Source organism: Blastomonas sp. SL216, from assembly GCA_026625625.1.
Lineage (GTDB): Bacteria > Pseudomonadota > Alphaproteobacteria > Sphingomonadales > Sphingomonadaceae > Blastomonas.
The window spans coordinates 1427880-1452075 of record CP113055.1; the positions used below are offsets into that span (position 1 = coordinate 1427880).

General features: G+C 64.1%; 24 protein-coding genes and 2 tRNA genes. 11 read left to right on the forward strand and 15 right to left on the reverse strand.

All coding sequences use genetic code 11. The annotated features are described in order from the left end of the window. Positions 1 to 27: 27 nt before the first annotated feature. From OU999_06785 to OU999_06805, 5 genes are all read right to left on the reverse strand, one after another. Positions 28 to 249: a hypothetical protein gene (locus tag OU999_06785; protein ID WAC24885.1), complete on the reverse strand. Its 222-nt coding sequence runs from the start codon at positions 247 to 249 to the stop codon at positions 28 to 30. 183 nt (positions 250 to 432) lie between these two features. Continuing rightward, positions 433 to 509 (reverse strand) — tRNA-Pro (locus OU999_06790). Between the two features lie 51 nt (positions 510 to 560). Continuing rightward, positions 561 to 637 (reverse strand) — tRNA-Ile (locus tag OU999_06795). Between the two features lie 97 nt (positions 638 to 734). Then, a complete protein-coding gene (locus OU999_06800; protein WAC24886.1) occupies positions 735 to 1724 on the reverse strand; it encodes a polysaccharide deacetylase family protein in 990 nt (329 codons plus the stop codon). 75 nt (positions 1725 to 1799) lie between these two features. Further along, positions 1800 to 3740 (reverse strand): hypothetical protein, encoded by a 1941-nt coding sequence (locus tag OU999_06805; GenBank protein WAC24887.1) that lies wholly within the window; start codon positions 3738 to 3740, stop codon positions 1800 to 1802. Between the two features lie 297 nt (positions 3741 to 4037). Between OU999_06805 and OU999_06810 the strand changes: the two genes are divergently transcribed. Further along, positions 4038 to 4505, forward strand: a complete 468-nt coding sequence (locus OU999_06810; GenBank protein WAC24888.1) for an Lrp/AsnC family transcriptional regulator — start codon at positions 4038 to 4040, stop codon at positions 4503 to 4505. Positions 4506 to 4587: 82 nt separating this feature from the next. Here OU999_06810 and OU999_06815 read toward each other — a convergent pair whose 3' ends face one another. Beyond that, the gene (locus OU999_06815) at positions 4588 to 5925 is read right to left on the reverse strand and encodes a hypothetical protein (GenBank protein WAC24889.1); all 1338 of its coding nucleotides are present in this window, start codon (positions 5923 to 5925) and stop codon (positions 4588 to 4590) included. Positions 5926 to 6156: 231 nt separating this feature from the next. Here OU999_06815 and OU999_06820 point away from each other — a divergent pair, with 231 nt between their 5' ends. From OU999_06820 to gyrA, 3 genes are all read left to right on the forward strand, one after another. Continuing rightward, positions 6157 to 6915 carry a YaaA family protein gene (locus OU999_06820; GenBank protein ID WAC24890.1) on the forward strand — a complete coding sequence of 253 codons (759 nt, stop codon included), beginning with the start codon at positions 6157 to 6159 and terminating at the stop codon, positions 6913 to 6915. After that, complete coding sequence (locus tag OU999_06825) at positions 6912 to 7607, forward strand: SDR family NAD(P)-dependent oxidoreductase (protein WAC24891.1); 696 nt, start codon at positions 6912 to 6914, stop codon at positions 7605 to 7607. Before OU999_06820 ends, OU999_06825 begins: the two co-directional genes overlap by 4 nt. Before the next feature lie 140 nt (positions 7608 to 7747). Then, the gene (gene gyrA / locus OU999_06830; protein ID WAC24892.1) at positions 7748 to 10444 is read left to right on the forward strand and encodes a DNA gyrase subunit A; all 2697 of its coding nucleotides are present in this window, start codon (positions 7748 to 7750) and stop codon (positions 10442 to 10444) included. A gap of 3 nt (positions 10445 to 10447) precedes the next feature. On the opposite strand, the gene OU999_06835 is transcribed toward gyrA, so the two are convergent. The 3 genes from OU999_06835 to OU999_06845 are packed head-to-tail and all read right to left on the reverse strand — an operon-like array spanning position 10448 to position 11769. Then, entirely contained in the window at positions 10448 to 10837 is a 390-nt protein-coding gene (locus OU999_06835; GenBank protein WAC24893.1) for a type II toxin-antitoxin system death-on-curing family toxin, read from the reverse strand. 1 nt (position 10838) lies between these two features. Continuing rightward, a complete protein-coding gene (locus OU999_06840; protein WAC24894.1) occupies positions 10839 to 11066 on the reverse strand; it encodes an AbrB/MazE/SpoVT family DNA-binding domain-containing protein in 228 nt (75 codons plus the stop codon). A gap of 31 nt (positions 11067 to 11097) precedes the next feature. Next, positions 11098 to 11769 (reverse strand): lysoplasmalogenase, encoded by a 672-nt coding sequence (locus OU999_06845; GenBank protein WAC24895.1) that lies wholly within the window; start codon positions 11767 to 11769, stop codon positions 11098 to 11100. Positions 11770 to 11865: 96 nt separating this feature from the next. Between OU999_06845 and trmFO the strand changes: the two genes are divergently transcribed. Further along, complete coding sequence (gene trmFO, locus OU999_06850) at positions 11866 to 13236, forward strand: methylenetetrahydrofolate--tRNA-(uracil(54)-C(5))-methyltransferase (FADH(2)-oxidizing) TrmFO (GenBank protein WAC24896.1); 1371 nt, start codon at positions 11866 to 11868, stop codon at positions 13234 to 13236. Here trmFO and OU999_06855 read toward each other — a convergent pair whose 3' ends face one another. Both OU999_06855 and OU999_06860 read right to left on the reverse strand, forming a co-directional pair. After that, a complete protein-coding gene (locus OU999_06855; protein WAC24897.1) occupies positions 13237 to 13689 on the reverse strand; it encodes a hypothetical protein in 453 nt (150 codons plus the stop codon). It lies immediately after the preceding gene. Between the two features lie 43 nt (positions 13690 to 13732). Further along, on the reverse strand, positions 13733 to 14410 hold the full coding sequence (locus OU999_06860) for a hypothetical protein (protein ID WAC24898.1): 678 nt from the start codon (positions 14408 to 14410) through the stop codon (positions 13733 to 13735). Between the two features lie 111 nt (positions 14411 to 14521). Between OU999_06860 and OU999_06865 the strand changes: the two genes are divergently transcribed. The 3 genes from OU999_06865 to OU999_06875 are packed head-to-tail and all read left to right on the forward strand — an operon-like array spanning position 14522 to position 17990. Continuing rightward, positions 14522 to 16522, forward strand: coding sequence for a Tad domain-containing protein (locus OU999_06865; GenBank protein ID WAC24899.1), 2001 nt, complete (start codon positions 14522 to 14524; stop codon positions 16520 to 16522). Positions 16523 to 16527: 5 nt separating this feature from the next. Continuing rightward, positions 16528 to 17118 carry a pilus assembly protein gene (locus tag OU999_06870; protein WAC24900.1) on the forward strand — a complete coding sequence of 197 codons (591 nt, stop codon included), beginning with the start codon at positions 16528 to 16530 and terminating at the stop codon, positions 17116 to 17118. After that, entirely contained in the window at positions 17115 to 17990 is an 876-nt protein-coding gene (locus OU999_06875) for a pilus assembly protein (GenBank protein WAC24901.1), read from the forward strand. Before OU999_06870 ends, OU999_06875 begins: the two co-directional genes overlap by 4 nt. 75 nt (positions 17991 to 18065) lie before the next feature. Here OU999_06875 and OU999_06880 read toward each other — a convergent pair whose 3' ends face one another. The 4 genes from OU999_06880 to eno all read right to left on the reverse strand — a co-directional run bounded on the left by OU999_06880 (position 18066) and on the right by eno (position 22420). After that, a complete protein-coding gene (locus OU999_06880; protein WAC24902.1) occupies positions 18066 to 19451 on the reverse strand; it encodes a pyruvate dehydrogenase complex E1 component subunit beta in 1386 nt (461 codons plus the stop codon). Then, on the reverse strand, positions 19451 to 20473 hold the full coding sequence (gene pdhA / locus OU999_06885; GenBank protein WAC25371.1) for a pyruvate dehydrogenase (acetyl-transferring) E1 component subunit alpha: 1023 nt from the start codon (positions 20471 to 20473) through the stop codon (positions 19451 to 19453). Before pdhA ends, OU999_06880 begins: the two co-directional genes overlap by 1 nt. Positions 20474 to 20728: 255 nt before the next feature. After that, positions 20729 to 21040: a septum formation initiator family protein gene (locus OU999_06890; protein ID WAC24903.1), complete on the reverse strand. Its 312-nt coding sequence runs from the start codon at positions 21038 to 21040 to the stop codon at positions 20729 to 20731. Positions 21041 to 21145: 105 nt separating this feature from the next. After that, complete coding sequence (eno, locus tag OU999_06895) at positions 21146 to 22420, reverse strand: phosphopyruvate hydratase (protein ID WAC24904.1); 1275 nt, start codon at positions 22418 to 22420, stop codon at positions 21146 to 21148. A 224-nt stretch (positions 22421 to 22644) separates the two neighbouring features. Here eno and OU999_06900 point away from each other — a divergent pair, with 224 nt between their 5' ends. Genes OU999_06900 through OU999_06910 form a run of 3 tightly spaced genes read left to right on the forward strand, consistent with a single transcriptional unit; the run spans position 22645 to position 24107 of the window. After that, positions 22645 to 23274 carry a hypothetical protein gene (locus OU999_06900; GenBank protein WAC24905.1) on the forward strand — a complete coding sequence of 210 codons (630 nt, stop codon included), beginning with the start codon at positions 22645 to 22647 and terminating at the stop codon, positions 23272 to 23274. Positions 23275 to 23298: 24 nt separating this feature from the next. Further along, a complete protein-coding gene (locus OU999_06905; protein ID WAC24906.1) occupies positions 23299 to 23736 on the forward strand; it encodes a phage holin family protein in 438 nt (145 codons plus the stop codon). Then, positions 23733 to 24107 carry a hypothetical protein gene (locus tag OU999_06910; GenBank protein ID WAC24907.1) on the forward strand — a complete coding sequence of 125 codons (375 nt, stop codon included), beginning with the start codon at positions 23733 to 23735 and terminating at the stop codon, positions 24105 to 24107. Before OU999_06905 ends, OU999_06910 begins: the two co-directional genes overlap by 4 nt. The last annotated feature ends 89 nt before the right edge of the window (positions 24108 to 24196 follow it).

Below are 24196 nucleotides of genomic sequence, written 5' to 3' on the forward strand. Positions count from 1 at the left end.
AACTGTCAATCGCATTTTGGAGCTGGATCACGGGTGCAGGCGGTCGCGACGGCCAGGCAGCCCACACCATTGGGGGCAGTCGATCGTCACGATCGTCCCAGGTGCTGGGCCCCTCACCTCGACAACCGCGATGAACTGGACGGCCTGCGCGAACAGCGACTGACCGACGATAACGACAGGATCCATCCCGAAACTGCGGCAGTACGGTCCGCTGGCGGCGAGCACCATCAGGTCCTGGTCGAGGAGCACCAGCGGCGTGCTCGACGACCTGACAAGCGCCCGCTGGAGGCTGCGGGATCAAGCTCGTCCTGCACCCAAGCACCAACGCGCAAACCAGGGGCGGATAGTTCGCATCACGCAAGCTGCGCTGTTCCCGATGGCAATGTTCGCCATGCGGCAGGAAAATGCACCGGAAAGCCACGGCAAACAAAATGGTCGGGGAGACAGGATTCGAACCTGCGACCCTCTGCTCCCAAAGCAGATGCGCTACCAGGCTGCGCTACTCCCCGATCCGGCGCAAAGGCGCGGGCCGATTGCTGGTGGCCGTGTGCGGGACTGGCTGGTGGGCCCGGAGGGACTCGAACCCCCGACCTAGCCGTTATGAGCGGCCAGCTCTAACCAACTGAGCTACAGGCCCGTCCCGGCTGTGCCAGAGGCGCGGTTAGCCCAGCGGGGGGCGGCATGGCAAGCGCGAAAAGCGCCATCGGCACTTTGGCGGGGGATACTGCGCCCCATCAACGGACGATATTGGCGTCGATCTCGGAAATGTTGGTCGGCTTTACCCCGCGTTGCGCCAGATAGGACAGCACACGGTGCCACCAGTCATAAAAGGCGGTCACGTCCTCATCCTTGCGGACATAGGGGGTATAGCCCGGCTTCAGCGACGGCGAATGGAACGAGAAGTTGAGGATCGGCAGGCCATCATCGAGCGCGATGTCGATCCCGCGGATCACCTCGGCCACGCTGATCCCTTCGGGTGTCAGCGAAATCCGCTCGAGTAGCCGCCCGCGCGCCATCAGCGATTTGGTGACGCCCGCCATCTGCGCCAGCGGGAAGAACGCGCCCTGCCGCCGCAACAGCCCCCAATAGACCGACGTCACCGGCAGTTCGACAATCCCCAGCGACTTGTCCAGCCAGTAAGGCTCCAGCGGATATTGCGAGAAATCCGGACCTTCGGCCTTGCTGTAATCGAAATTTGCCCGGACGGAGGTGTCGAACCGCACCCCTGCCTCGCGCAGCAGGTTGAGCGTTTCGCCGCCAATGCCATAGCGCCCGGCGCGATAGGCGATAGGCTGCTTGCCGGTCACCTCGGTAATCGCATCGCGCAACGCATAGAATTTCGCCCGCTCCAGCGCCTTGGGCAGATTGCCGGCATAGGTGTTGCGCTGGGTGACTTCCTCCTCGAACGGCGGGTTGACCCAGGGGTGCAGCTGTATGCCCACCTCGGCGCGGCCTTCGCGCACCAGCTGTCCATAGATTTCGCGCCCGCGCGGGTCGGAAATGATCGGCCAGTCGACAAGGTACAGCGGCGTTACGCCATAGTCTTCGCACAGCTTCTGAAAGTCGGTGATCGCTTCGACCGCTTCAAGCGAATAGCCTTCGCGCTCGATGGGCCGGGTCCAGTCAAATTCTTCCTCGACATCCACCGTCACCAGATATCGCTGGCCGAAATCGGGTGAAAAGCGGACAAAGTCATCCTTGCCCGGCAATCTTGCAAAGGTCATTCGCTTGTGTCTCGCAGCGTCGCAAACGATCGGCGCAGCACCCCCGGTCACCGCCCCGCGCGCACCCCTCCCGCTTTATGAGCGCGCGACCTCTGCGCTAATCCCGCCATCGGGCAAGGTCAAGCGCAGACCTTGGTCGTCGATCCGCAGCTGTCCGCCATGGCTGGCGAGCAGGTTGCGCACCAGGCGCAGACAGAAGCCCAGGCCCAGCAGCGGCCCGCCATCACCTGGCGCTGCATCGGCGCGATCGACATCGAGCAACGCATCCTCATCCAGCCCGGCGAGTGACTGCGGGCGAATGAACGCCAGGCTGATGCCCTGCGCATCATGCCCCAGCGCGACGGCCAGCACCTCGCCCGGCTGACAGCTGCCGATCAGCGCGCCGGCGAGGCGCGGCACGATCCGATCGAGCGCCTGGGCCGACATGGCGACGATGGCACCATGCGGCACCGGGCCGATATCGAGCGCGGACCCCGAATAGTCGAGCAGAGGCTGGACCCGGGCGGACAGGCGTTCGACCAGATCGGTCAGCGGCACATGGCCTTGCGGATCGTCGATCGCGTTGCGATCGAGCCGCAGCGCGGTGTCGAGATCATCGAAACCGCTGAGCAGCTGCCGCGCATCCTGCCGGATCCGCAGCGCCATCTCGCGATATTCGCTGAGCACGGGGCCGAACAGCTGCTGCTCGATAATCTCGGAAAAGCCCATGATCGCATTGAGCGGCGTGCGCAGCTCGTGCACGATCTGGCGCAGGCCATCGCGGCCCGCCAGCCCGGGGGCGCCATCGGGACCGGCGCTTTCCCACGCCATCGGGCGGCGCAGGGTGCCGCTATAACCGGTAAAGCGCCCGGTCGCGCGGTCGAAACAGGGGTCGGCATCGATGCGCCATTCGCCCGCGAGCGCGGCGGCGCTGCCCAGGTCCGCGCGGCCGCCACGGATCGGCATCCGGCGGCTGAACGCGGTCGACACCGCCGCATCGACGCCGCGATAGCCGGTGATCGCTGGCTGGGCGAGCGACAGGCCGTGGACCATGCCCAGCATGATGCCGCGCGTGCTGGCGATGCTGCCATCCACGCCGGTCGCGAACTGGAAATGCTGATGGCCTTCGGGCCAAAGACCGGGCGCGCTGAACGGCTCTTCTGCAGGCTCGGCGGAGACAGGTTCGCTCGCCAATGCGCTGGCAGCTTCGCCAGCCGGTTCATCGGCCGGCTGTTCGGGAACCGCACCCTGGATCGCCTGTTCCAGTTCCTGCCATCCATCGCGGCTGCGCGCCGGGCTTTCTTCCATCGCCTGGCGAATGCGGACCTCTTGCAAGGCCTCGATGCGCTTGACGATCTCGCCGATGCTCTGCGGGCCCTGATTGTCGGCGACCGGCGCGGGCGCAGGTTCGGGCTCCGGTTCCGCCTGAGGCTCCGGCTCCGGCTCTGGCGCAGGTATCGAAGCGTCTGCGGGCGGCGCTGTTTCAGCAGCGTCTTCAGCCTCAACGACCAGCGCTTGCGGAATGAAGACAGTCTCGGCCATCTCTTCCGGTGCCGCATCGGCTATGGCTTCGACGGAGATCACCGGCTGCGCCACCGCAGCAGGCAGCGCGGTGTCATACAGGCCGAGCTGATCGAGCAGCGCCTGGGTGCGCGGGCCGAGGTCGCGGCGGTTGCGCAGGAAAGCGCGTGCACGCGTCGGCAGCGCCGGGACCAAAGCCGCCCATTGGCCATCGTCCAGCCGTGCCGCGCGCACAGCAGCGCTGGCGATATCGGGCTTTTCGGAGGCGAGATACTGGACGAGGACCGGCGAGACCAGCCGGCCCGACAGGCATTGCACGGTCAGCAAGCGATCGGCATCGCTGACCGTGGCGCGCAACTGATGGATGCGCGCCAACGCAGGCGCATGACGCTCGTCCACATCGTCGCCGCCGATCTGCCCCAGAATGTCGACCAGCTGGCGATATTGCGCCACCGCTGCCGTCCCGGTGGGAACCGCACCGGCCAGCACGGTGGAGAGGCGGTCATCATAGCGCATCGGCGGGGCAGCGGTCCTTGAAATCGGATCTTGAATTCTGGTTGGGCCAGGCACCTGCGATACACAGGACCTGCCCTCAGGAACAGGGATAGTCCGCGCAGCCCGCCTGCGAAAGGGCGCTTTTCGTCGCGTCGCAATGTGGGACAATTGCGTTACCGAATAATTATATTATAGATGGGTGGCGTCATGTTGCGGAAAATTTCCGCCTGACGCCCAATTACCGCAGGTTCAGCGCCGCAGCGATGCCACGCCATCGCACCGGTCTCGTTCCTGCCGGAGCAAGCCAGGGGAAAAATCGTGTCAAGTCTGGACCATATCGACCGGCAGTTGCTGACCCGGCTTCAGGAAGAAGGCCGGATCACCAATGTCGAGCTGGCAAGCCGTGTCGGGTTGACCGCGCCCCCTTGCCTGCGCCGCGTGCGCGCGCTGGAAGAAGCCGGAATCATCCGAGGCTATCATGCCGATATCGATCCCCAGAAACTGGGCTTTGCGATCACGGTCTTTGCCATGGTCAGCCTCAAGAGCCAGGCCGAGAGCGATCTCAAGGCGTTCGAAGAGCATGTCAGCACGCTGCCCGAAGTGCGCGAGTGCCATATGCTCAACGGCGAGATCGACTTCATCCTCAAGATCGTCGCGCGCGACCTGCAGGAATTCCAGGCTTTCCTCACCTCCAAGCTGACCCCGGCCGCGAATGTCGCCAGCGTCAAGACGTCGCTGACCATCCGCACGTCGAAACAGCAGCCCGGCGTTCCGCTCGAAGAATAAGCGGCTCGTTCAAGGCCACAAAAAAGCAGGCCTGGCGCGATGCCAGGCCTGCTTTTTTTGTCTTGCGATCAGGCTGAAGCGATCAGGCAGCCGGAGCTGCTGCGCCTGCACCCGCCTTCTGATCGACATACAGCACCCACAGCTTGGCAAGCGGCGCGCGAACGCCGCTCATGCCGCTGAGCGTCTGTCGCGCGGGGTCATATTTGCCCTGCGCGATCTGGGCGATCGCCTGGACCATCTGTGCACGCTCGGTATCGGCAACGCCCTTGGTCAGCGCGATCCCGGCCAGTTCCTCGGCTTCGGCATATTGCTTGTTGGCGAGCAGCGCGTCTGCCGTTGCAAGCGTCACCGTCGCGGTCGCCTTGCCGCGCGAATCGCGCACCGATTCAGGCAAGGTGCCGACATATTCGCCGCGGTTGCTGTTGGCGGTCGTCAGCGCGTCCTTGAAATAGGCATTGCTGTCGGTGATGACGCCTGCAGCCTTGCCTTCCTCGATCACCGCGATGACTTCGGTCGGACGACGCGCAGCACCGGCAGCTTCGATATATTCCTGATAATCGGCAGCGCTGGACATGCCGCCGGTCATGCGCAGCAGACGCATCGCATCGAGGCTCTGTTCGCTGGTGAAGCCGCGATTGTCGCTCTGCATCGCGCGGATCACTTCGTTCCACGCGCCCTTGCCGGTATCGGCACGCAGCAGAAGCTGTGCAAAGGCGCTGCTGTCGGTCTTGGTGGCGCGGGCGATCTGGAAACCGCGCTTGGCCCAGCTTGCGGCATATTGCTTGTCGGCAGCCAGATTGCCTTCCACCGCGCGCTGCAGATAGGGCAGGCCCTGCGCTGCCAGCGGGGCGTTGGTGGCATCGATGCTGCGACCGCCGGACTTGGCAATGGCTTCACCGAAATGCGCTTCGGCCAGCTGGAACAGATTGACCGGGCTGTTCTGACCGGCCTGCACGGCGGCGGTCAGGAAGGTGCGGGCACGGGCGAAGTCATTCTTCACCAGCGCCTTTTCGCCGATGAAGCTGTTGAAGGTGCGCATTTCGGCTTCGGTTGCCTTGCCGCTGGTCAGCGCCATTTCGACGCCCTTCATTTGCATCGCTTCATCGTTCTTCTTGAGGCCGATCTGCAGCGACATCTTGCCGGTGAGATATTTCTCGTCGGCGCTTGCCGCAACGGCAGCCGCTTCGGTCAGCTTGGCTTCGGCGGTGACGAAATCGCTCGCGCCAAAGGCGGTCTGCGCGGCGGCAAAGGCGTTGCGGAACTCGGGGCTCAGCTCCATCTGCGGCGCTTCTTCCTTGCCCTTCTTGCCCTTCTTTTCCTTCTGGGCGAAGGCGGCATCGACCGGCAGTGCCAGCGAAACCGCCGTGGTTCCGGCCAGGGCCAGCATCAGAGCCATGTTGAAACGGGAAATGCGACGCATGTTATCCTCCGAACTAAAACACGGCATTTTGGGGTGCCGATCATGTACAAGCCTTTGGCGGCTGGTTGATGAAGCCGTCCTTAATGACTCTGGCAGGAACGGACAACGACCTTTGCGGTTCCGGGCCAAAAAGCCCGCCGCGCGGCGATCTTGGCGTCATCACAGTGCCGGCCCCTCGCGCTCCAGCGATGGTCTTTGCATCGGTCCGTCGCTGGTCTATGCGCTGGCGCCATGATCATCCTGCTTTCCCCCGCCAAATCGCTGGATTTCGATTCGCCTGCCCCCGCCATCGCGCCGACCCAGGCGCGCTTCGAGCCGGAAACCGAACGGCTGGTGAAATCCGCAGCACGCCTCAGCAAGGCGAAGATGAAGCAGATCATGCCGGTCTCGGACGCGCTGATCGACCTCAACTATGCCCGCTATCGCGGCTTTTACGACCAGCCAGAGCGCCCCGCTGCGTTCGCCTTCAACGGCGATGTCTATACCGGGCTCGAGGCCAGATCGCTGGAAGAGCCTGCGCTGGCCTTTGCGCAGGACCATGTGCGCATTCTGTCCGGGCTGTACGGGCTGCTGAGACCGTTTGACAGCATGCGACCCTATCGCCTTGAAATGGGGACGCGATGGGCGCCCCGGCACAATTCCCTGGTCGCTTTCTGGGGGGATAAGATCGCCGCGACAATCGCGCAGGACCTGTCCGCCAGCGGCGGCGACACGATCATCAACCTCGCCAGCCAGGAATATTTCGCTGCGGCCGACAAGGGCCTCACCCGGCGCGGCATCCGCGTGATCACCGCCGATTTCCGCCAGCAGGGCCCCAAGGGTCCGCGCTTCGTCAGCTTCGATGCCAAGCGCGCGCGCGGCATGGCGGCGCGCTTCCTGTGCGAGAACCGGCACACCGACCCCGAAGCGCTGAAGGGCTTTGACAGCGACGGCAATCGCTTCGATCCCGAGGCGAGCGACCACGACGTCTGGCGCTTCGTGCGCGCATGAGCCGCAACACCGTCATCATCGGAGCCTCTGGCGGCCTTGGCTCGGCCTTCGTCCGCCAGGCCGGACAGCGCGGTGACACGGTGGTCGCGCTGGCCCGCAGCTTGGCAGGCAATGACCATATCGACCTGGAGGATGAGGCCAGCATCGCGGCGGCAGCGGCGCGGCTGGCCGATCGCGGCTTCGTACCCGATCAGGTGATCGTCGCCACCGGCCTGCTCCATGCCGATGGCCGCGGGCCTGAAAAGAGCATGAAGGACCTGGATGCCGCCTGGATGGCGCGCAACTTCGCGGTCAACACCATCGGCCCTACTCTGGTCGCCAAGCATTTCGTTCCGCTGATGCCACGCAAGGCCCCTGCCCTGTTCGCCGCCATCGGCGCGCGGGTGGGCAGCATTTCGGACAATCGGCTGGGCGGCTGGTACGGCTATCGCGCGGCCAAGGCGGCGCTGCACATGACGATCCGCAACATCGCCATCGAATGGGGCCGCCGCAACGACCAGTCGATCGCGGTCGCGCTGCACCCCGGCACGGTCGATACCGCGCTCAGCAAGCCCTTTCAGGCCAATGTCGCAGACGGCAAGCTGTTCGACGCCGACCGGAGCGCAGCCATGATGCTGGACGTGCTGGCGGGGCTGAATCCGGCCGATTCGGGCGGTATCTTTGCCTTTGACGGCAGCGCAATTCAGCCCTGACGGTAAGGGGCATCCAAGCCCCTGTTTTTCTTGTTGAAAAATACCCGTAAAACGCCCGCAAAAGCTGGCTTTTCTGCAGGGTGTCGCCTAGAGCCGAGGCTGACGCGAAAGCGTCATAAAAGGCATAAAAGGCGCATGGAATGAACGATACCACCGCACCCGCGGAACCCAGTGAAATCGAACGCATCGACATCGTCGACGAGATGCGGTCGAGCTATCTCGACTATGCGATGTCGGTCATCGTCAGCCGCGCCCTGCCCGATGTTCGTGACGGCCTGAAGCCCGTCCACCGCCGCATTCTCTTCGCCAGCCAGGAAGGCGGCTTTGTCGCCGGGCGGCCGTATCGCAAGTCCGCCAAGATCGTCGGCGACGTGATGGGTAACTATCACCCTCATGGCGACAGCGCGATCTACGACGCCCTGGCGCGCATGACGCAGGACTGGTCGATGCGCGTGCCGCTGATCGACGGTCAGGGCAATTTCGGATCGATGGACCCCGATCCGCCGGCCTCGATGCGATACACCGAAGCGCGCCTCGCCAAGGTCGCCAACAGCCTGCTCGACGATCTCGACAAGGACACCGTCGACTTCACCCCCAACTATGACGGATCGCGCGACGAGCCGCAGGTTCTGCCCGCGCGCTTCCCCAACCTGCTGGTCAACGGCGCTGGCGGCATCGCGGTCGGCATGGCGACCAACATTCCACCGCACAATCTGGGCGAAGTCATCGATGCCTGCCTCGCGTGGATCGACAACCCGATGATCGAGCTGGAAGATCTGATGAAGATCGTCCCCGGCCCCGATTTCCCGACCGCGCCGCTGATCCTGGGCCAGGCGGGCGTGCGCAACGCCTATTCGGTCGGTCGCGGATCGATCATGATGCGCGCGCGCCACAAGATCGAGGAAGGCCGCGGTGACCGCCGCTCGATCGTGCTGACTTCCATTCCCTTCCAGGTCGGCAAGAACAGCCTGGTCGAAAAGCTGGCCGAGGCCGCCAAGGAAAAGCGGATCGAAGGCGTCAGCGACATACGCGATGAATCGAACCGCGAAGGCGTGCGCGTGGTCATCGACCTCAAGCGCGATGCCACGCCCGATGTCGTGCTCAACCAGATCTGGCGGCACAGCCCGGCCCAGTCGAGCTTCCCCGCCAATATGCTCGCCATTCGCGGCGGTCGCCCGGAAGTTCTGCCGCTCAAGGAAATCATCGAGGCATTCGTCCGCTTCCGCGAGCAGGTGATCACCCGCCGCACCAAGTTCGAGCTCGCCAAGGCGCGCGACCGTGCGCATATCTTGCTGGGCCTGGTCGTTGCGGTCACCAATATGGACGAGGTGGTGCGGATCATCCGCTCGTCCGCTTCGCCCGCCGAAGCCCGCGCCGCGCTGATCGCGCGGCAATGGCCGATTGCCGAAATCGCGCCCTATATCCGCCTGGTCGAGGCGATCGAGGCGGAGATCGAGGGCGATACCTATACGCTGAGCGACGTGCAGGTTCGCGCCATTCTGGACCTGCGCCTGCATCGCCTGACCGCCCTGGGCCGCGACGAAATCGGCAATGAATTGAAGGTGCTTGCCGCCAGCATCGAAGAGTATCTCGCAATTCTGGCCGACCGCGCCAAGCTGTACGAGGTGCTGCGCGAAGAGCTGATCGCGGTGCGTGACGAATTCGCCACCCCGCGCCTGTCGGAAATCGCGCCGGCTGCCGATGGCATCGATGACGAAGACCTGATCGAGCGCGAGGAGATGGTCGTCACGGTCACGCTGCAGGGCTATATCAAGCGTACCCCGCTTGATGCCTTCCGCGCCCAGGCACGCGGCGGCAAGGGCCGCTCCGGCATGGCAACCAAGGACGAGGACGCCGTCACCAGCATGTTCGTCACGTCGACGCATACGCCGGTGCTGTTCTTCTCGACCCATGGCAAGGTCTATCGCCAGAAGGTGTGGCGCCTGCCCGAAGGTGGCCCGGCGACGCGCGGACGGCCGATGATCAACCTGTTGCCGCTCGCCACAGGCGAGACCATCCAGACCGTGCTGCCGCTGCCCGAGGACGAGAGCACCTGGTCCAATCTGCACGTGATGTTCGCCACCGCCAACGGCACGGTCCGCCGCAACTCGATGGATGCGTTCACCAACATCCCGTCGAACGGCAAGATCGCGATGCGCTTTGACGAAGGGTCGGACGACCGGCTGATCGGCGTCGCGCTGCTGACCGAGGGCGACGATGTGCTGCTCGCCACCCGTCAGGGCAAGGCGATCCGTTTTGCCGCCACCGATGTCCGCGAGTTCCAGAGCCGCACCTCCACCGGTGTGCGCGGCATGACGCTGCGCGATGGCGACGAGGTGATCTCGCTCTCCATCCTGGGCGGATTTGCCGCCAGCACCGAGGAGCGCGACGACTATCTGCGCGCCGCACCGTGGAAGGGCAACGAGGCCGAACCGACGCTGAAGCCCGAGCGCGTGGCCGAATTTGCCGAAGCCGAACAGTTCATCCTCACCGTGTGCGCCAATGGCTATGGCAAGCTGTCCTCGGCCTATGAATATCGCCGCACCGGACGCGGTGGCCAGGGTATCACCAATATCGACAATATCGATCGCAACGGCCCAGTTCTGGCGAGCTTCCCGGCGCACCAGTCGGATCAGCTCATGCTGGTCACCGATCAGGCCAAGCTCATTCGCCTCAGCCTGTCGACCATGCGCGTCATCGGCCGCAATTCGGCAGGCGTGCGCCTGTTCAACGTTGCCGATAACGAACATGTCGTCAGCGCCGCACGCATCGCCGAAGAGGATAATGGCGACGAGCCGGGTGTGGACGTGGACGAGGCCGAAGCGCCGAGCGAATAAGGCTCAGCCGCGCGGCACGATATGATCGCGAAACCAGCGGGCGACCTCATCCTCGGTGAGGTCGCCTGCGGCGAGTGCCATCGTCATGACGACAAGCTCGGCCTCGGTGATTTCGAATGCCACGTCATTGAGCAGCAAAAAGGTCAGCGCGACCACAGCAGCGCTGCGCTTGTTGCCATCGGCAAAGGGATGGTTGCGCGCCAGGCCAAAGGCATAGGCGGCGGCCAGATCAGCGGCGTCCGGCTCTCCATAAGCTGCGAGATTGAGCGGGCGAGCAAGTGCGCTTTCGACCAGCGCCGCATCGCGGATGCCGCTCAGTCCGCCATGTTCGGCAATCTGTTCGTCATGGAGCGCAAAGACGACATCCTGGCGTACCCAAATCCAGTCGGCCACCTCACTTGGCCAGTTCGCGCAGCGCGTTGCGATAACGCGCCATCACGTCACGGGCTGCCGACATCTGCTTGTCGAACTCGGGATCAGCGGACTTGAGCGCGATGCCATCTGCCTGCTTGACGACGGACACCTCGTCGCCCTGCGACAGGTTGAGATGCGCCAGCACGTCCTTGGGCAGGATCACCCCGGTCGAATTGCCGATCTTGATGAGCTTGAGGGGCTTGTTCATACGAATGTTATAACACGCGGCTGCCCATGCTTCAACCTGCGACCCTCGGGTCCTTGTGGCGCAGGCTCTGGATGACACCGGTGCAGATCAGGAACTGCCCGAAATAATAGAGCGGCCAGATCAGCCAATCGGGGATGGCCGAGCCTTCCAGCGGCCCCAGCCGGGCGAAGATCAGCAGGTCCGACACCACGAACATCAGCGCGCCAAAGCCGACGCGATAGCGCGGGAAATCGCTGGTCCAGGCCATGGCCGCCATCACGGCAAGGAACAGGCTGTACAGCGCGATGCCGCCCGCCCCGCTGCGGTCCATCGGCAGCGCCCAGGCGATCAGCACCACGCACGGCACCAGCAGCAGCGCAAACAGCCGCTGGCTGAACGTGACGCTGGCCCTCCGGTGCCGCGCATAGAGCCAGATCGCGACGACATGGCCGAACAGGAACGCGACCGCGCCATAGATCATGTCGATCTCGATCAGCATGTCGCCGATCGCGCCCAGCGCCATTACCGCGCCGATCATGCGGCCATCAGCCGAATGGTGGCGGACCAGGGCAAAGACCGCGAGAAACCCGACGCCCAGCCCCTTCCACAGCATCAGGTACAGCCCCGGGATCGGCGCATCACTGACAAAGAAATAGCTGATCGCTGCCACGAGGCTCACCAGTAGCCAAGGCCGCGATTCCGCCAGCGCGCGTTTGACGACCATGTATCTTCCCCCGTTTGCGTCCGTACCCCTGATGGCACCGAAGACCGATCATGCGCAAGCTGGGCAAATGCCCTCACACACGCTATCTGCACGCGCATGAGCAACAGCAGCGATTTTCAGCACCAGATTCACATCATCGGCGGCGGCCTGGCCGGATCAGAGGCGGCATGGCAGCTCGCGCAAGCAGGCATCAAGGTGCGCCTGTCCGAAATGCGCGGCAGCGGCGAGATGACGCCCGCGCACCAGACCGATGGCCTGGCCGAGCTCGTTTGCTCGAACAGCTTCCGCTCGGACGATGCCGATCGCAACGCCGTCGGCCTGTTGCACCAGGAGATGCGCACGCTGGATTCGCTGATCATGGCATCGGCAGACAAGGCCAAGGTGCCCGCCGGCTCTGCGCTGGCGGTCGATCGCGACATCTTCTCCGAAATCGTCACCAAGGCCTTGGCCGAGCACCCGAATATCCGGATCGTGCGCGAGCGGATCGACAGCCTGCCCGGCGAAGGCCCGACGATCATCGCCACCGGCCCGCTCACCGCCATGTCGCTCGCCCAGTCGATCGGCGCGGCGACGGGCGAGGATGCGCTGGCGTTTTTCGACGCGATAGCCCCCATCGTCCACCGCGACAGCATTGACATGGACATCTGCTGGATGGCGAGCCGCTGGGACAAGGTCGGGCCGGAGGGCGATGGCAAGGACTATATCAACTGCCCGATGGACAAGGACCAGTATCTGGCTTTCCATCGCGGTCTGATCGAGGGCGACAAGACCGAGTTCAAGGAATGGGAGAAGGACACGCCCTATTTCGAGGGCTGCATGCCGATCGAGGTCATGGCGGCGCGCGGGGTCGATACGCTGCGCTTCGGGCCGATGAAGCCCGTCGGGCTGGACAATCCGCGCACCGGGCGCTGGCCCTATGCGGTGGTTCAGCTGCGCCAGGACAACAAGCTGGGCACCTTGTGGAACATGGTCGGCTTCCAGACCAAGCTGAAGCACGGCGCGCAGGTCGAGCTGTTCCGCACCATTCCCGGGCTGGAAAAGGCCGAGTTCGCGCGGCTGGGCGGGCTGCACCGCAATACCTTCATCAACTCGCCGCGCCTGCTCGACGGGCAGCTGCGCCTGCGCAAGGCACCGCATATCCGCTTTGCCGGGCAGATTACCGGCTGCGAAGGTTATGTCGAAAGCGCCAGTGTCGGCCTGATGGCGGGGCGCTTTGCCGCCGCCGAACTGCAGGGGCGCTCGCTGGATACGCCGCCGGTAACCACCGCGCTCGGCGCGCTGCTTGGCCATATCACCGGCGGTGCGGAGGCGAGCGACTTCCAGCCGATGAACGTCAATTTCGGCCTGTTTCCGCCGCCTGAGGAGCCTGTCCACAAAAAGGCGCGCAAGGAAGCCTATACCAGCCGCGCCCGTACCGATCTGCAGGGCTGGCTGAACGGGACGGGCGAGGCTGTCGCCGCCGAATAATCAGCATTTGCAGCGCTGCACCGCGCGCTTGGGCTTGGTGGTGGCGAATTCCTCGGGCGACAGGCGGCCATTGCTGTCGCCATCGGCGCCGGCAAAGCGCTGCGACGTCGCGACCGCCCATTCCTCGAAGGTCAGCAGATTGTTGCCGTCCTTGTCGAGCGCGCGGAACGCCTTGGTCCGGCTGGCGAGCAGTTCCTCGCGGGTGATGATGCGATCACCATTGCGGTCGAACCGGGCAAAGCGGCGCTCTTCGCGGGTCATTTCGGTGGCCTGGGGCGGTTCGGGTCCGCGCATGGTTCCAGGATCAGCATTGGGCAGCCCGTCGTCCTGAAGCTCGGGCGGCGGTGCGGCAATATCGGCGAGCGCATCATCCCGTTGCTGCTGCGCGCGGATGAGGAAGAAGCCGCCGATCATCAGCGCGATGGCGGCCAGCCCGCCCAAAAGGATGCGCATTGCCCTGCCCTCCTCACTTCGCTGGCGACGGGCGGCTGGCTTATCAGCGCCCCGTCAGCCCGTGCCAGACCAGCCGGGCGAACACGCCCGGACTGCCCCAGGGACGATCCATCCGCCCCGATGCGATGTCAAGCTGCACCGCGCGCGTGATGATCGCCAGCGGGCGAAGCCTGCGCGGCAGGGCGATGCGCTTCAGCGCCGGGGTGTCGATCCCGGCCATAGCCGCATCCAGCACGGGCGTCCGCCGGTGGAAACGCAGCATGTCCCACAGCGCCCAGGCCCTGCCCGCCTGAGCGAGCGCAGCGCGGTCAGCCCCGCAATCGAGCGCGCAAAAGGCAGCGAACAGCGCGCCGCGACCGGCCGCAAATTCGGCCACGGCTTCGGCATCCTCTGCTTCCAGCGCCGCCTCCCAGCCACGGATCACCGGGCCAAGCGCCTCGGGCAAAGCCAGCCCTTGGGCCTCCAGCGGCAGCAGCGCGGCCAGCGCCGGATTGGCGGACGGGCGTTCGGCTGCGGGCTTGGCGATGACGTCATGCCACCATTGCAGCCGGATCTGCGCCAGCATCGGTTCACGCGCCTGCAGCACGATGCCTGCCATCTGCGCATCGAAGGCGAACAGCGCCTGGCACCAGCTGCGCATCCTGGCATCACCATAGCCAGTGGCGAGCGTCACCAGCGGTGAGACGGGAGTTTCGGGCGCGACCATGGCTGCGCGATCCACGAAAATCTGCCGCGGATCAAGGTAAACATGGGCGTAACCATCTCCCTTTGAAGGCTGCTTACCATTGCGCGCGTAGAAGAATGGATACGTCGCAGGGGCACTATCCAGACCATGACCATCCGCAACACCGAAAACCAGCGCCTTGAAAGCATCGCGCGGCCCGTCGCCGCAGCGGACGTGAAGCGCCCGGTGCTGAGCCGGCTGCTTGCGTCGAAACGCGGCAACGTGCTGCCCATCCTGGCCGCCAGCATCCTGCCGATGGCCGCGATGATCGGCGGCGCTGTCGACATGAGCCGCGCCTATATGGTCAAGTCGCGCATCCAGCATGCGTGCGATGCCGGCGTGCTCGCCGGACGCCGCGCCATGGCAGCCAGCACCTATTCGACCGCAGCGCAGAACCAGGCGCAGGACTTTTTCGATATCAACTACAAGGCGGGCTATAACCGCACCACCAATGTGGTGTTCACCACCAGCAACCCCACGGGCAGCAGCAAGGTGCTGGGCAGCGCATCGACGATCATGCCGACCACCATCATGGGCATGTTCGGCAAGCCTTCCCTGACCATCGCGGTATCGTGCGAGGCCGAGCTCAACCTCACCAATACCGACACCACCTTCGTGCTCGACGTCACCGGATCGATGCTCGAGACGATCCCCAATGGCAGCGGCGGCAGCATCGTCAAGATCACCGCACTGCGCAATTCGGTGATGAGCTTCTACGATACGCTGGCCAACGCCTCGTCGGGCAGCAACGCGCGCGTGCGCTATTCGTTCGTGCCCTATTCGACCAACGTCAATGTCGGCGAACTGCTTTATGATGCCAATCAGCAGTGGCTGGTGGGCGGCAATTCGGGCGAGACCTGGCCTTATCAGACGCGCCGTCCGATCTGGAGTATCCCGGTCACCGAAACCAATACGTCGGTTGATACCCAGAGCTCAGAGGTGCTGGAGACCTATGGCACAACGCTGAATATCGCGAAGTGCACGGATTATGGCAACAACGTCAATTTCGATCAGGCTACCGGCTGGAACTTCAGGCCGAACCCTCAGGGTTCACCCATTGTCGTGCAGAACGGCAATGTGAAGACCACGACCACCTATGTGCAGCACACCCACAACGGCCAGGCGTGGCCCAATTGGACTTCATCCAATCGCCGCACCTGTGTGCGCAAGAAAACGACGACGGTCGAGACGACTACCACCACGACCACGACCACCTACGTTCTGTCGCCGACCTGGCAAAGCGGGGCAACCTTCTCCTATTGGGAATATGGCCAGTTCAGCTTCCCGGTCGATGCCTTTCTCCGCTCGATCAAGTCGGCCAATCCGGCCGTGACCACGCCGAGCGAAACCAACGGCAGCACCAGCCGCTGGGGCGGATGCATCGAGGAGCGCGACACGCTTGCCGCGTCCAACTTTGCCAGCACGTCCAGCGGCATCACCGCCGATGGCAGTGCGAACGCGCATGACCTCAATATCGATGCAGTCCCCACCAGCACGGCAACCAAATGGCGGCCCTATTGGGAGGATGTCTATTTCTACCGCAATGACGGCACCAGCATCAAGAATTACGGCGGCGGCTATACCGCCTGCCCCAGCAAGGCGACGCTGCTCGCGACGATGACGCGCGATCAGGTGCAGACCTATGTCAACGGTCTGGTCGCGGTGGGCGGCACCTATCATGACGTCGGCCTGCTCTGGGGCGCACGGCTTGCCTCGCCGCAGGGCCTCTTCCAGTCGACCGTCAACGCCAACCCCGGCAATGCCGGCTCGGTCAGCCGTCACATGATCTTCATGACCGACGGCCAGCTGACCAGCTATGACTTTGTCGCCAGCATGTACGGCGTGGAAATGTACGACCGGCGCGTCACCGGCGGCAGCAACGACCCGACCCAGCTTGAGCGCCAGCGCCGCCGCTATCTCGCGATCTGCGAGGCGATCAAGTCAAAGGGCATCCGCCTGTGGGTGATTGCGTTCGGCACCACGCTGACCGCCGACATGCAGACCTGCTCGAGCAGCGGCAGTTCGTTCACCGCATCGAACAGTTCGCAGCTTAACACCGCGTTCCAGAATATCGCCAAGCAGATTTCCGAGCTGAGGTTGACCAAGTGATGCGCATGCCCGGATTTCTCAGGCGAGCAATCGGCGACCGGCGCGGGGTGACCGTGACCGAGTTCGGCCTGATCGCGCCCACGTTTCTCATGCTGCTGCTCGGCGTGTTCGACCTGGGCTATACCGTCTATGCCCGCGCTATCCTGGATGGCGCGGTGCAGAAGGCGGGCCGCGATTCCGCACTGGAAACCGGCACGCTAAACGTGGCCAATCTGGACGAGAAGGTGAGGACCAACCTGGGCGGGCTGGGTGAAGGGGCGACCTTCGCTTACACCCGCCGCAATTATCGCGACTTTGCCAAGGTCGGCCTGCCCGAGGATTTCGAGGACAAGAACAGCAACGGCAACCGCGATCCGGGCGAATGCTTCACCGATGAGAACCAGAACATGTCATGGGACCGCGACCTCGGCAAGGACGGGGTCGGCGGTGCGCGCGATGTCGTGCTCTACACCGTCAACATGACCTATCAGCGCAAATTTCCGCTCTATGGGCTGATCGGTGCCAGCAGCCAGGCGACCATCACGTCCGCCACGGTGTTGCGCAACCAGCCTTATGCCGACCAGAATGCCGAGACCAAGCAGGTGATCTGCACATGACGTTCGACATCCACACCGCCGCCGCCCCTGCCCCGGTCAAGCGCCGCTCGCTGCTGGCGCGCACCCGCACGGTTGCGCGCAGGCTTAAACGCGACCGGTCAGGCCTGGCCCTGATCGAATTCGCCTTTTCGCTGCCCATCTTCATGGGGCTGGGCTTTTACGGTGTCGAGGTCGCGAACCTTGCCATCACCCAGATGAAGATGAGCCAGGTTGCGCTCAACATGGCGGACAATGCCTCGCGTATCGGGACGCTCAACGCGACCCTGGGCGCCAAGGTGATCAACGAGGCGCAGATCAACGACGTGTTTCAGGCCGCCTCGATCCAGGCCGGTGCGGCGGGCATCTATCAGGATGGCCGCACCGTGCTGTCCAGCCTTGAGGTCAATGCCCAGGGCGGGCAGACGATCATGTGGCAGCGCTGCAAGGGCATATTGTTCGAGGATTCGGACTATGGCCCGCAGGGCACCGGCGCGACCGGCACCGGCTTTGCGGGCATGGGCCCGCCTGCAGACCGCATCCAGGCCAGTACCGGCACCGCGGTGATGTATGTCGAGCTGACCTATATCTACCACCCGCTGTTCGGCGACATGTTCATGCAGGATCAGGAACTGCGCCAGGAGGCGGCTTACACGGTGCGCGACGCGCGCGAAATCGGCAAGCCGCCGACGAACAACGTATCGTCAGCGCGCCAGTCGACCTGCAACAAATATGACGCGATCCTGCCGCAGACCAGCGATGCGCAGATTGCCTCCGCGCAGGCGGCTAATCAAGATGCCAGAAACAATGACATGAAGGACGGTGTGATGGATGGCAACGCCGGTCAGGGCAACAACAAAGGGGTCTGCACCGGCCTGATCTGCACCAAGGTATAAGGCTCGAAACTCGTAATCAGCAAGGCTGAAGGATGACCGGGCTGCACCGCCCGGCCATCCCTAGCATGTCCGGGCTCAGCCCTTGTAGGTCACCTTCTTGACCGCGGCGATCACGCGGGCGCTGTCGACCAGCGCCAGCTTTTCCAGGTTCGCGGCATAAGGCAGCGGCACGTCCTCGTTGGTCACGCGCAGCACTGGCGCGTCGAGATCGTCAAAGCCCTGCTCCATCGCCACCGCAATGATTTCCGACGCGATCGAGCAGACCGGCCAGCCTTCCTCGACCACCACCATGCGGTTGGTCTTTTTCAGGCTCTCCAGCACCGTCGCGGTATCGAGCGGACGCAACGTGCGCAAATCGACCACCTCGGCCTCGATCCCCTCGCCCGCCAGCTTTTCGGCCGCTTCGAGCGCGATGCCGACGCCGATCGAATAGCTGACGATGGTGACATCGCTGCCTTCGCGCATGATCCGCGCCTTGCCGATGGGCAGCACATGGTCTTCCAGCGCCGGCACATCGAAGGTGCGGCCATAGACCAGCTCGTTTTCCAGGAACACGACCGGGTCTTCGGTGCGGATTGCCGCCTTGAGCAGGCCCTTGGCATCGGCACTGTCATAGGGCGCGATGACGATCAGGCCCGGCACGCTGGCATACCAGGGGCCGAAATTCTGGCTGTGCTGAGCGCCGACGCGGCTCGCCGCACCATTGGGTCCGCGGAACACCACCGGGCAGCGCATCTGGCCGCCCGACATATAGTTGGTCTTGGCCGCCGAATTGATGACATGGTCGATCGCCTGCATGGCGAAGTTGAACGTCATGAACTCGATCACCGGACGCAGGCCGCCCATCGCCGCGCCGGCACCGATGCCGGCAAAGCCATATTCGGTGATCGGCGTGTCGATCACGCGGCGCGCGCCGAATTCATCGAGCAGCCCCTGAGTGACCTTGTACGCGCCCTGATATTCGGCGACTTCCTCACCCATCACGAACACGCGGTCATCGCGGCGCATTTCCTCCGCCATCGCATCGCGCAGCGCCTCGCGGACCGTGGTCGGCACCATCTGCGTGCCTTCGGGCACCGCCGGATCGCTGACCTCAGCGCGCTTGGGCGTTTCGGGAATGATCTGGACATTCTCGGTCGGTGCCGCCTTGGCCGCTTCGGGTTCCGGCGCAGGAGCGGGAGCAGGCGCCGGGGCAGCGGCGGGAGCGGATGCATCCTCGCCCTCTCCAGCGATCAGCGCGATCACCTCGCCCACCTTCACATTGTCGGTCCCGGCAGCAACCAGAATCTTCGACACGGTGCCTTCATCGACCGCCTCGAATTCCATTGTCGCCTTGTCGGTCTCGATCTCGGCCAGGATATCGCCCGAGGACACGGTATCGCCTTCCTTGACCAGCCACTTGGCCAGCGTCCCCTCTTCCATCGTCGGGGAAAGGGCAGGCATTTTCAGTTCGATGGCCATCAATATTGCTCCACCAGCACATCGGTATACAGTTCGGACGGATCCGGCTCGGGCGAGGTTTCGGCAAAGTCTGCCGCTTCGCTGACGATCGTGCGGATTTCCTTGTCGATCGCCTTCATCGCGTCCTCGCTCACGCCCAGCTTGATCAGCTCGGCCTTGGCTGCTTCGATCGGGTCGGACTTTTCCTTGACGTTCTGCACCTCTTCGCGGCTGCGATACTTGGCGGGGTCGGACATCGAATGACCGCGATAGCGATAGGTCTTCAGTTCCATCAGCAGCGGACCATTGCCGCCGCGGACATATTCCAGCGCCGCCTCGGCCGCGCCGCGCACTTCGAGCACGTCCATGCCGTTGACCTGCATGCCCGGGATGCGGAAGGAATCGCCGCGCCGGTAGAATTCGGTCTCGGCGCTGCCACGCGACACCTTGGTGCCCATCGCATAGCCGTTATTCTCGATCACGAAGATGATCGGCAGCTTCCACAGCGCAGCCATGTTGAAGCTTTCATAGACCTGGCCCTGGTTCGCCGCGCCATCGCCGAAATAGGCCATGCACACGCCGCCATCGTCGCTGTACTTGTGCCCGAAGGCGAGGCCCGCGCCGAGCGGTACCTGCGCGCCGACAATGCCGTGGCCGCCATAGAATTTGTGTTCGGTCGAGAACATGTGCATCGAACCGCCCTTGCCGCGCGAGATGCCCGCGCCGCGTCCGGTCAGTTCGGCCATGATGACCTTGGGATCAATGCCATAAGCCAGCATATGGCCATGGTCGCGATAGCCGGTGATCACGCTGTCCTTGCCCGGCTCCAGCGCCGATTGCAGGCCGACCGCGACCGCTTCCTGGCCGATATACAGGTGGCAGAAGCCGCCGATCAGCCCCAGGCCGTACAGCTGGCCGGCGCGCTCTTCGAAGCGGCGGATGAGCAGCATTTCCTTGTAGAAATGCAGCAGCTCTTCCTGGCTCGCCTGATAGCGTTCGGGCGTGCGCGGACGCGGGTGATTGCTGCCTTCTTCGGGCAGCACGGCCGCAGCGGCCTTTTCAGCCGGTGCCGCAGCGGGAGCCGCAGCCTTGGACCGGGATTTTGCAGGTGGTTTGCGAACGGGCTTTGCAGCGGGTGTCTTGACCAAGACGGAAAACCTTTCACGCTGAAGGATCAGTGCCATAAGGCAGGGGGAGGAATTGACCGCCTGTCTATAGAGGCACAGGCGCGGTTTACGCAACGGCCAAGGCGGTTTTTGCGCAATATTCCCGCAGCATCGAGGCGCAGGCAGCGCCGCTTATTTCAGCGGGACGATAACCTCGTCCGGATGCGCGACATTCAGTTCGCGCCGAACCAGCTCGCTCACCAGATCGGGATCGACCGCGCGCGGATCGAGCAGATTGACCCGATTGCGCAGGGCATCGCGCTGTTTCTGCAGCCGCGCCAGTTCGACCTTCTGCACTTCCAGTCGCTGGCGATAATCGCCCCAGGCGAGCACGCCCGTCGGCCCCAGCAGCGCGTAAGCCGCAATGGCCAGCAGCGCGACGAGCGAGATGCCCGGCGCGATGGCCTGTTTTGCGGGTTTAATCACGGGTTTGCGGGACGACATTAATCTCTTGAATCACAATTGATTCGGGCTGGCAAGCCGAAACGGCCAGCCCGAATCAAATATGCGATCAATGCCTCTCAAGTCGTGCGGCGAACCGCATGAACCTCAACGGAAGATGGCGCTGCCGGCATAATGGGCGCTGGCACCCAGCTCTTCTTCGATGCGGATCAGCTGATTGTACTTGGCAAGCCGGTCCGACCGGGCGAGCGAGCCGGTCTTGATCTGTCCGCAATTGGTGGCCACCGCCAGATCGGCGATGGTCGCATCCTCGGTTTCGCCCGAACGGTGCGACATGACCGCCGTGTACCCGGCGCGGTGCGCCATGTTCACGGCCTCCAGCGTCTCGGTCAGCGTGCCGATCTGGTTGACCTTGACCAGCAGGCTGTTGGCCAGCCCCTTGTCGATGCCCATCGCGAGCCGCTCGGGATTGGTCACGAACAGATCGTCCCCGACCAGCTGCACCTTGTCGCCCAGCAGCTGGGTGACGGCGAGCCAGCCTTCAAAATCGTCTTCGCTCATGCCGTCCTCGATCGAGCGGATCGGGTAATCAGCGCACAGCTTGCCCAGATAATCGGCCATTTCGGTGGGGCTGAGCGACAGCCCCTCGCCGCTGATCTCGTACTTGCCATTGCGGAAGAATTCGGTCGCGGCGCAATCGAGCGCCAGCATGACGTTCTCGCCCGGCTTGAACCCTGCCTTTTCGATCGAAGCCATGATGAAATCGAGCGCAGCGCGGGTCGAGGCGAGATTGGGGGCAAAGCCGCCCTCGTCGCCCACAGCCGTCGCCAGACCCTTTTCATGCAGGCCCTTTTTGAGCGTATGGAAGATTTCCGAACCCCAGCGCACCGCCTCGGCCAGGCTGTCGGCGCCCACCGGCATGATCATGAATTCCTGGAAATCGATCGGGTTGTCAGCATGTTCGCCGCCATTGATGATGTTCATCATCGGAACGGGCAGCACATGCGCGGAAACGCCGCCGACATAGCTGTAAAGCGGCAGGCCGCGCGCATCGGCAGCGGCCTTGGCCACGGCCAGGCTGACGCCCAGGATCGCATTGGCGCCCAGGCGCGACTTGTTCTCTGTGCCGTCCAGAGCAATCATCGTCATGTCGATGTCGCGCTGATCTTCGGCATCCAGGCCGACAATCGCCTCGAAAATCTCGCTATTGACCATGTCGACGGCCTGGGTGACGCCCTTGCCCATGTACATGGACATGTCGCCATCGCGCTTTTCGACCGCCTCATACGCGCCGGTCGATGCGCCCGACGGCACGCCAGCGCGGCCGAAGCTGCCATCTTCCAGCAACACGTCCACCTCGACCGTGGGGTTGCCGCGGCTGTCGAGAATCTGGCGGGCGTGAATGTCCATGATCGCGGTCATAAGCGGCACTCTTTCAGGTCTGGCAGGGTGGAAGGATGGCGCCCCTCTAGGCGGTGAACCGCGCATTTGCAACAGTTGCAGGCGTACGGGCACCATGCTGTAAAGTCGCGTTGCTGCACCCGCGAAACCGCTTGAAAATATGGACGGACTGGCCAGAATAGAATTGGGCAAGCGGAACCGTGGCAGCGCTTCATGCGTCTGCCCTCAAGCTTGAGGAGGAATTCATGTCCGAAGAAGAAACCAAGGCCGCCGCCGCGCCGAAAAAGCCGCGCGCCAAAAAGGCTGCGACCGGTGAAAGCGCGCCCAAGGCCGCGACCGCCAAGCGGACCACCAGCGCCAAGAGCGGCACCGCGGCCCCCAAGCGCAAGGCTGCGCCCAAGCCTGCAGAAGCGCCTGCCGAACAGACGCCCACGCCCAACAGCGCGGTGCTGGTCTCGACCGGCGTCGCCGCAGCAGCTACCGGCGTTGCCGCGCAATCTTCCAGTGCCTTCCAGACCGTTTCCGAAAAGGTGAGTGCGATGATTCCCGAAGACATGACCGGCAAGGCCAAGGACGTGGCCAGCGACGTCAAGGACATGGCCTGCGATGCCGCGAACAGCGTGGCGCAGATCCTGAAGGACAGCGCCGGCGCGATCGACGACAATGTCGGCCCGAAATATGGCGACTATGCCCGCAGCGCCGCGCAGAGCGTCACCGACGTGGCCGAACGCATCCGCGCCAAGCCGGTCGAGGAAATCGCGGAGGATACGCGCGAATTCGTGCGCACCAAACCGGTGGCCGCCGCCGGTATCGCCGCAGTTTTCAGCCTGGTGCTCGCCAAGGTGCTGAGTTCGGTGTTCGGCAAGCGGCGCTGATCCGCTGACCGGAACCGCAATAGAGTGACACAGCCCCAATCCGAGACCGTGCCCGTCCAGGGCGCGCCGGTTGATCCGCCTTCGCCAGAGGCAGAGGCGGATCAACCCGGTCTCATCGAACAGCTGCACGGCCTGTACGCCGATGGCCGTGCGATGGTCGATGCCGAAGTCAGCTTTCAGAAGGTGCGCCTCGCCGCCGCAGGTCGGCAGATCCGCGCTATGGCGCTGCTTGCCTTTGTCGGCCTGGTGCTGATCGTCTGCGCGCTCATCGCGCTGGTCGTCGGCACGATGATCGCGCTGGTGCCGCTGATCGGTGGCTGGGGCGCGATGGGGGCAACGGTGCTGGGCTCGCTGCTGCTGGCGGTGCTGACCTTCTGGCTGGCGGCGCGGCGGATCGGCAAGATCAGCGCATTGTTTGCCAGCGATACCAACGATGATGAAGAAGCAAAGGCCGGTGCATGACCGAGGCGGCTGAACACCCTGTTCCCGAACATGAAGACGATGGCGCAGAGACCCTGGCCGAGGTCTCCGCACGCCGACTGGCGGCGCGCAGCCAGTGGCAAATGGCGCTGGCCCGCGCCAAGGATCGCTTTGCGCCCGCCAATCTGCGCGAAGAGGCGATAGACACCGCCGCCGAGAAGATCGGATCGGCCGCCGACAAGGCAGCGGGGCTCGCCTGGGCGCATCGCGGCAAGATTGCGCTGGCCGGCCTGCTGGGCGGGCTGTTCCTGGCGCGCAAGCCGATTGCCAAGAATGCCGGGCCGCTTGCAGCCAGGGCCAAGGACGGAGTCAGCAAGGCCGCGGCGAAGCTGCGCAGGTCCGGCAAGCCCTGATTGCCGCAAAACCTGCCCGGCATCGCTGCAACAGGGCTGGAAAATCCCGCAAAAGCTGATTATGGCGCAGCCCCAGCGCATAGGGGGCC

What these genes read in the sequence shown, in the direction of transcription:
- OU999_06800 (WAC24886.1), bottom strand. Translation starts at nt 1,724, where the DNA reads ATGACCTTTGCAAGATTGCCGGGCAAGGATGACTTTGTCCGCTTTTCA.
- OU999_06805 (WAC24887.1), bottom strand. Translation starts at nt 3,740, where the DNA reads ATGCGCTATGATGACCGCCTCTCCACCGTGCTGGCCGGTGCGGTTCCC.
- OU999_06815 (WAC24889.1), bottom strand. Translation starts at nt 5,925, where the DNA reads ATGCGTCGCATTTCCCGTTTCAACATGGCTCTGATGCTGGCCCTGGCC.
- OU999_06820 (WAC24890.1), top strand. Translation starts at nt 6,157, where the DNA reads ATGATCATCCTGCTTTCCCCCGCCAAATCGCTGGATTTCGATTCGCCT.
- OU999_06825 (WAC24891.1), top strand. Translation starts at nt 6,912, where the DNA reads ATGAGCCGCAACACCGTCATCATCGGAGCCTCTGGCGGCCTTGGCTCG.
- gyrA (WAC24892.1), top strand. Translation starts at nt 7,748, where the DNA reads ATGAACGATACCACCGCACCCGCGGAACCCAGTGAAATCGAACGCATC.
- OU999_06840 (WAC24894.1), bottom strand. Translation starts at nt 11,066, where the DNA reads ATGAACAAGCCCCTCAAGCTCATCAAGATCGGCAATTCGACCGGGGTG.
- OU999_06845 (WAC24895.1), bottom strand. Translation starts at nt 11,769, where the DNA reads ATGGTCGTCAAACGCGCGCTGGCGGAATCGCGGCCTTGGCTACTGGTG.
- trmFO (WAC24896.1), top strand. Translation starts at nt 11,866, where the DNA reads ATGAGCAACAGCAGCGATTTTCAGCACCAGATTCACATCATCGGCGGC.
- OU999_06855 (WAC24897.1), bottom strand. Translation starts at nt 13,689, where the DNA reads ATGCGCATCCTTTTGGGCGGGCTGGCCGCCATCGCGCTGATGATCGGC.
- OU999_06865 (WAC24899.1), top strand. Translation starts at nt 14,522, where the DNA reads ATGACCATCCGCAACACCGAAAACCAGCGCCTTGAAAGCATCGCGCGG.
- OU999_06870 (WAC24900.1), top strand. Translation starts at nt 16,528, where the DNA reads ATGCCCGGATTTCTCAGGCGAGCAATCGGCGACCGGCGCGGGGTGACC.
- OU999_06875 (WAC24901.1), top strand. Translation starts at nt 17,115, where the DNA reads ATGACGTTCGACATCCACACCGCCGCCGCCCCTGCCCCGGTCAAGCGC.
- OU999_06880 (WAC24902.1), bottom strand. Translation starts at nt 19,451, where the DNA reads ATGGCCATCGAACTGAAAATGCCTGCCCTTTCCCCGACGATGGAAGAG.
- OU999_06890 (WAC24903.1), bottom strand. Translation starts at nt 21,040, where the DNA reads ATGTCGTCCCGCAAACCCGTGATTAAACCCGCAAAACAGGCCATCGCG.
- eno (WAC24904.1), bottom strand. Translation starts at nt 22,420, where the DNA reads ATGACCGCGATCATGGACATTCACGCCCGCCAGATTCTCGACAGCCGC.
- OU999_06900 (WAC24905.1), top strand. Translation starts at nt 22,645, where the DNA reads ATGTCCGAAGAAGAAACCAAGGCCGCCGCCGCGCCGAAAAAGCCGCGC.
- OU999_06910 (WAC24907.1), top strand. Translation starts at nt 23,733, where the DNA reads ATGACCGAGGCGGCTGAACACCCTGTTCCCGAACATGAAGACGATGGC.